Here is a 4,852-nt window from a genome sequence, read left to right as displayed (position 1 = left end):
AACGTGCGCATAGTGGCGGCTTGGGGTGTCGTATTCTACGTGAGAAGTAGAGATGGTGATACCACGCGCTTTTTCTTCTGGCGCGTTATCGATTTGGTCGAATGCACGAGCGTTACCACCGTAGGTTTTAGCCAGTACAGTAGTGATAGCAGCAGTCAGGGTAGTTTTACCGTGGTCAACGTGGCCGATAGTACCAACGTTAACGTGCGGTTTTGTACGTTCAAACTTTTCTTTAGACATTAGATTGTCCCTCTAAGACACGGAATCGGTGGTTCCACCACATCAACCAAGCAGTTGCTCGTTGAATATCGTTTACAGGAATAAAATCGGGAGACAAGGACATTAAGGAAATGGTGCTGATAGGCAGATTCGAACTGCCGACCTCACCCTTACCAAGGGTGTGCTCTACCAACTGAGCTATATCAGCACATCTTGGAGCGGGCAGCGGGAATCGAACCCGCATCATCAGCTTGGAAGGCTGAGGTAATAGCCATTATACGATGCCCGCATTGAACTCGGCTACCTGACTTTAATCAGCTGTATGTTGATCTCGATATATTTTACTTTCATTAAGTACTAAAAAAATATCAAGATTAAATCTGATTCTTTGGTGGTGGGGGAAGGATTCGAACCTTCGAAGTCTGTGACGGCAGATTTACAGTCTGCTCCCTTTGGCCGCTCGGGAACCCCACCTTTTCTAAATTTTTAATGGTGCCGGCACCAAGAATCGAACTCGGGACCTACTGATTACAAGTCAGTTGCTCTACCAACTGAGCTATGCCGGCATCAAGTGCTGCGCATTCTAGGCAGTGTGAGCGCACTATGCAACAAAAAAATTACTCCCATTGATCATTCGGTCACAAAACACTCATTTTTATTCAATTAGCTGTTTTTTTCAATATGTTTGGCTCAAATAATAAACACAAAATTACCTGTAACTATCAAGGAATTGATCACAGTGCCCGATAAAACTTGATAGGTCGCTTCATCTTGTATCATTTAAATTTCCATCATGATAAACAAACAGCTAAAGCTAACATTAAGTAAAGCAACTCAATTTCTTACGATTCTGCATTTCTTACAAAAAAAAACCGCTAAAAATATAAAAAAGCCTACGCCTGCCGCTCATCAGTCGATATCATGCGATTTATTTTTTGTCGGGTACAGGTTGTTTAGTACAACTTGTCCAACCTGCACAAACAGGCAGATGTTGGTTTATGAATAAAAAAGAACCTTTTTTGGCTACTCCATATTTGCAATTCAATCGTAAACAATGGGCAACCCTACGTGATTCAGTTCCACTGACATTAACAAAGGAAGAATTAATTGATTTAAAAGGAATTAATGAAGAAATTTCTTTAGAAGAAGTTGTTGAGATTTATCTTCCTTTATCTCGTTTGCTCAATTTTTATATTAGTTCAAATTTACGTCGTCAAGCAGTGCTCGAACAATTTCTAGGTACTGATGGACAAAAAGTCCCTTATGTCATAGGAATTGCTGGCAGTGTTGCTGTTGGTAAAAGTACTACTGCACGTCTATTGCAAGCCCTACTGAGTCGTTGGCCTGAACACAGAAGTGTAGAATTAATTACTACAGATGGTTTTCTACATTCTAACAGCGTGCTAAATGAACGTGGACTGATGAAAAAGAAAGGATTCCCGCAATCATATGATATGCATAGTTTAGTGAAATTTGTATCTGATATTAAATCGGGGTCTAAACAAGTATCCGCGCCAGTTTACTCTCATCTTACCTATGATATCGTACCAAATGAGCAAAAATTCATTAAACAACCAGACATTTTGATTCTAGAGGGTTTAAATGTATTACAAAGCGGTATGGATTACCCTCATGATCCACACCATGTATTTGTCTCTGATTTTGTCGACTTTTCTATCTACGTCGACGCACCAGAAGAATTACTCAAGAGTTGGTATATCAGTCGTTTCTTAAAATTCCGCCAAGGTGCTTTTTCCGATCCAGACTCTTATTTCCATAGCTATTCCAAGCTATCAGAAGAAGAAGCTATAAATACTGCATCTGATATCTGGCAAGAGATCAATGGACTGAATTTGCAACAAAATATTTTACCAACTCGAGAACGCGCAAGCCTGATCATGACAAAAGGTACTAACCACACTATTGAAAGTGTAAGGCTACGTAAGTAAAAAATAGTTTCCGAACCCGGAAGACATTTCTCTTCCGGTCGTTTCTAACAACCTCTTAAAGAAATCTCCCCGCCGATATATGGGGTTATAACACCATTCTGATCAAGTAACAAAGCACCTTGCTGATTAATACCCCTAGCTATACCATACACTTCCTGACTACCAATAATTAATTTCACCGATCTATCCATAAAATTATCTAACTCAAACCACCGAGAAATAAATGAAGACAAACCTTCATTTTCAAACTGAATTAGAGCTTTCCTTAGATCAAGTATTATTTCTACAGCCAATTTATTACGATCAATTTCAACTCCTGCTTGCAACAAATTAATCCATTGCTGATTAATAGATTCTTCGTCCTTATGATCCATCGAAATATTTATACCCGCACCTATCACAACCTGAGCCGCATCACCAGTCTTTCCTATTAGTTCAACTAAGATTCCCGCCAATTTCTTATCATCAAGATATAAATCATTTGGCCATTTTACCCTAATTCTATCAGCGCCAAATCGATGTAATACCTCAGCAATAACAATACCAACAACCAGACTCAATCCAATTGCAGCAGCAGGTCCTTGTTCAAGGCGCCAATACATAGATAAATAAAGATTTTTACCAAAGGGCGAAACCCATTTCCTTCCACGCCGCCCTCTGCCAGCATACTGGTACTCTGCAACACAAGCATCCCCTGATTTCAAATCAGATAAACGATCAAGCAAGTACTGATTAGTCGAGTCAATAACTGGCAAAACAGTTATACGATCCTGAGGCAAGTATTGCAAAATAGTAGATTCATCAAGTAACTGCATAGGTGCCATAAGGCTATAGCCCTTGCCTGGAGTTGTTCCTAGTTCAATTCCCCATTCACGAATTGTCTGTATATGTTTATTAATTCCAGCTCTACTCATCCCTAAATCTTGTCCTAACTGTTGACCAGAATGAACGTCACCGTCAGACAAAATCTTAATCAATTGTAATGGCACGGTTATATCTTTCATGAAATACATTCCGCAGCATCAATTTCGCCTTTAGAACCAATAAAACGAACCTCAGGTTCAAGTAATACACCAAACTTACTTATCACTTGCTGGCGAATGTAGGTAGCCAATGAGACTACATCTTTGCCTGTAGCATTTTCCTGATTTATCAATACCAGAGCTTGTCTAAGATGCACAGATGCACCTCCAATGCGATAACCTTTTAAATTACAATGTTCAATGAGCCAACCCGCCGCTAATTTAAACATTCCATGTGTGTAAGGATATTGGGGGCTATCAGGGTAATTTTCTTTTATTTTCGCCGCAACTTCCGCACTGACAATTGGATTTTTGAAGAAACTCCCCGCGTTTCCTGTCATTGCAGGATCAGGTAATTTACTGGTGCGCATTGCACACACTGAATCAAAAATCTGCTGAGGAGTTACATTGTCTTTCGACAGCCTAGTTAGATCACCGTAGTTCAATATCGGCTGCCAATTCTTTTTCAACAATAATCCTACGGAGAGAATAGAATAATTTGCTTTATATTTATGCTTGAAAACACTATCTCGATATCCAAACTGACATTCACCAGCACTAAAGCGCGTTTGCTCCCCTGTTTCTAGATTAAGAACATCTACATATTCACACACATCTCTAAACTCAATACCATATGCACCAATATTTTGAATTGGTGCCGCACCAGCGCAACCAGGAATTAAAGCCAAATTCTCTAATCCATAGATTTGATTTTTAAGAGAATGGCAGACTAATTCGTGCCAATTTTCTCCTGCCCCTACATGTAAATGCCACGATTCATCTGTTTCCTGCTGTTGAATCCCCATAATTCTATTCAGAATCACAGTTCCTTCAAAATTTGCAGTAAATAAGACATTACTGCCACCACCAAGCAGTAACACAGGTTGTTTTTCGCTTTTGGCTTTCTGCCATAAAGCTAATAAGGATTCGGCAGATTCAGCTATATCTAAACGTTTAGCATAGACTGATAACCCAAAGGTATTAAACTTTTTAAGAGAAAGCATTTACTCAATACTCAATAAAGCTATTTAATAAATAGTTTATCAGCTATAGACGTGGAAAACAGTTGGAAAAATAAGTTAGTTCTTTATTAAATGCAAAAAGGCCACCCCTCTGGATGGCCTTTCCGTTTCAAAATAAAGTCTGGCAGTTCCCTACTCTCACATGGGGAGACCCCACACTACCATCGGCGCTACGGCGTTTCACTGCTGAGTTCGGCATGGGGTCAGGTGGGACCACCGCGCTATCGCTGCCAGACAAATTCTTTAATTCGTTATCATGGTGCTGATACCCAGATTCGAACTGGGGACCTCACCCTTACCAAGGGTGTGCTCTACCAACTGAGCCATATCAGCAATAGTTGCCCAAACTCACTGTTGGCGCAAAAAATTAAACGTGCTTCATGCTGCCTTTCATCGCAACACAACACTAAAAGTAAAGCCTGGCAGTGTCCTACTCTCACATGGGGAGACCCCACACTACCATCGGCGCTACGGCGTTTCACTGCTGAGTTCGGCATGGGGTCAGGTGGGACCGCCGCGCTATCGCCGCCAGGCATATTCCGTTTTATTCCAACCCTTGTCTGACTCTCCGTCAACACAACCATTGGAACCAATCTCTGAACAAGCTGAAATCTGTCTCTCTTCTGTCTTCCGACTTCTG

The 4,852-nt window shown here is 40.7% G+C and carries 4 protein-coding genes, 5 tRNA genes and 2 rRNA genes; 1 reads left to right on the top strand and 10 read right to left on the bottom strand.

The window, feature by feature from the left end; all coding sequences use genetic code 11:
- From C6H66_RS23030 to C6H66_RS23010, 5 genes are all read right to left on the bottom strand, one after another.
- The coding region (locus tag C6H66_RS23030) for a GTP-binding protein (RefSeq protein ID WP_248000792.1) at positions 1-240 on the bottom strand (240 nt) is incomplete at its 3' end.
- A gap of 111 nt (positions 241-351) precedes the next feature.
- A tRNA-Thr gene (locus C6H66_RS23025) sits at positions 352-427 on the bottom strand.
- A 6-nt stretch (positions 428-433) separates the two neighbouring features.
- Positions 434-508: transfer RNA gene (locus C6H66_RS23020), tRNA-Gly, on the bottom strand.
- A 100-nt stretch (positions 509-608) separates the two neighbouring features.
- Positions 609-693: transfer RNA gene (locus C6H66_RS23015), tRNA-Tyr, on the bottom strand.
- Positions 694-709: 16 nt separating this feature from the next.
- Positions 710-785: transfer RNA gene (locus C6H66_RS23010), tRNA-Thr, on the bottom strand.
- A 432-nt stretch (positions 786-1,217) separates the two neighbouring features.
- Between C6H66_RS23010 and coaA the strand changes: the two genes are divergently transcribed.
- On the top strand, positions 1,218-2,168 hold the full coding sequence (gene coaA, locus C6H66_RS23005; protein ID WP_046396750.1) for a type I pantothenate kinase: 951 nt from the start codon (positions 1,218-1,220) through the stop codon (positions 2,166-2,168).
- Between the two features lie 44 nt (positions 2,169-2,212).
- Here coaA and birA read toward each other — a convergent pair whose 3' ends face one another.
- From birA to rrf (C6H66_RS22980), 5 genes are all read right to left on the bottom strand, one after another.
- The gene (gene birA / locus C6H66_RS23000; RefSeq protein WP_105396836.1) at positions 2,213-3,172 is read right to left on the bottom strand and encodes a bifunctional biotin--[acetyl-CoA-carboxylase] ligase/biotin operon repressor BirA; all 960 of its coding nucleotides are present in this window, start codon (positions 3,170-3,172) and stop codon (positions 2,213-2,215) included.
- Complete coding sequence (gene murB, locus C6H66_RS22995) at positions 3,169-4,194, bottom strand: UDP-N-acetylmuramate dehydrogenase (protein WP_105396835.1); 1,026 nt, start codon at positions 4,192-4,194, stop codon at positions 3,169-3,171. The genes birA and murB overlap by 4 nt, the downstream gene beginning before the upstream one ends.
- A gap of 137 nt (positions 4,195-4,331) precedes the next feature.
- Positions 4,332-4,447: ribosomal RNA gene (rrf, locus tag C6H66_RS22990) — 5S ribosomal RNA — on the bottom strand.
- Between the two features lie 22 nt (positions 4,448-4,469).
- Positions 4,470-4,545 (bottom strand) — tRNA-Thr (locus C6H66_RS22985).
- A gap of 84 nt (positions 4,546-4,629) precedes the next feature.
- Positions 4,630-4,745: ribosomal RNA gene (gene rrf / locus C6H66_RS22980) — 5S ribosomal RNA — on the bottom strand.
- Positions 4,746-4,852: the final 107 nt, after the last annotated feature.

Origin of the sequence: Photorhabdus hindustanensis (assembly GCF_002968995.1) — a bacterium.
Taxonomy (GTDB): Bacteria; Pseudomonadota; Gammaproteobacteria; order Enterobacterales; family Enterobacteriaceae; genus Photorhabdus; species Photorhabdus akhurstii.
This window is presented reverse-complemented; position numbering and strand designations above follow the sequence as displayed.

Coding starts and splice junctions, on each gene's coding strand:
- coaA (WP_046396750.1), top strand. CDS start 1,218: ATGAATAAAAAAGAACCTTTTTTGGCTACTCCATATTTGCAATTCAAT.
- birA (WP_105396836.1), bottom strand. CDS start 3,172: ATGAAAGATATAACCGTGCCATTACAATTGATTAAGATTTTGTCTGAC.
- murB (WP_105396835.1), bottom strand. CDS start 4,194: ATGCTTTCTCTTAAAAAGTTTAATACCTTTGGGTTATCAGTCTATGCT.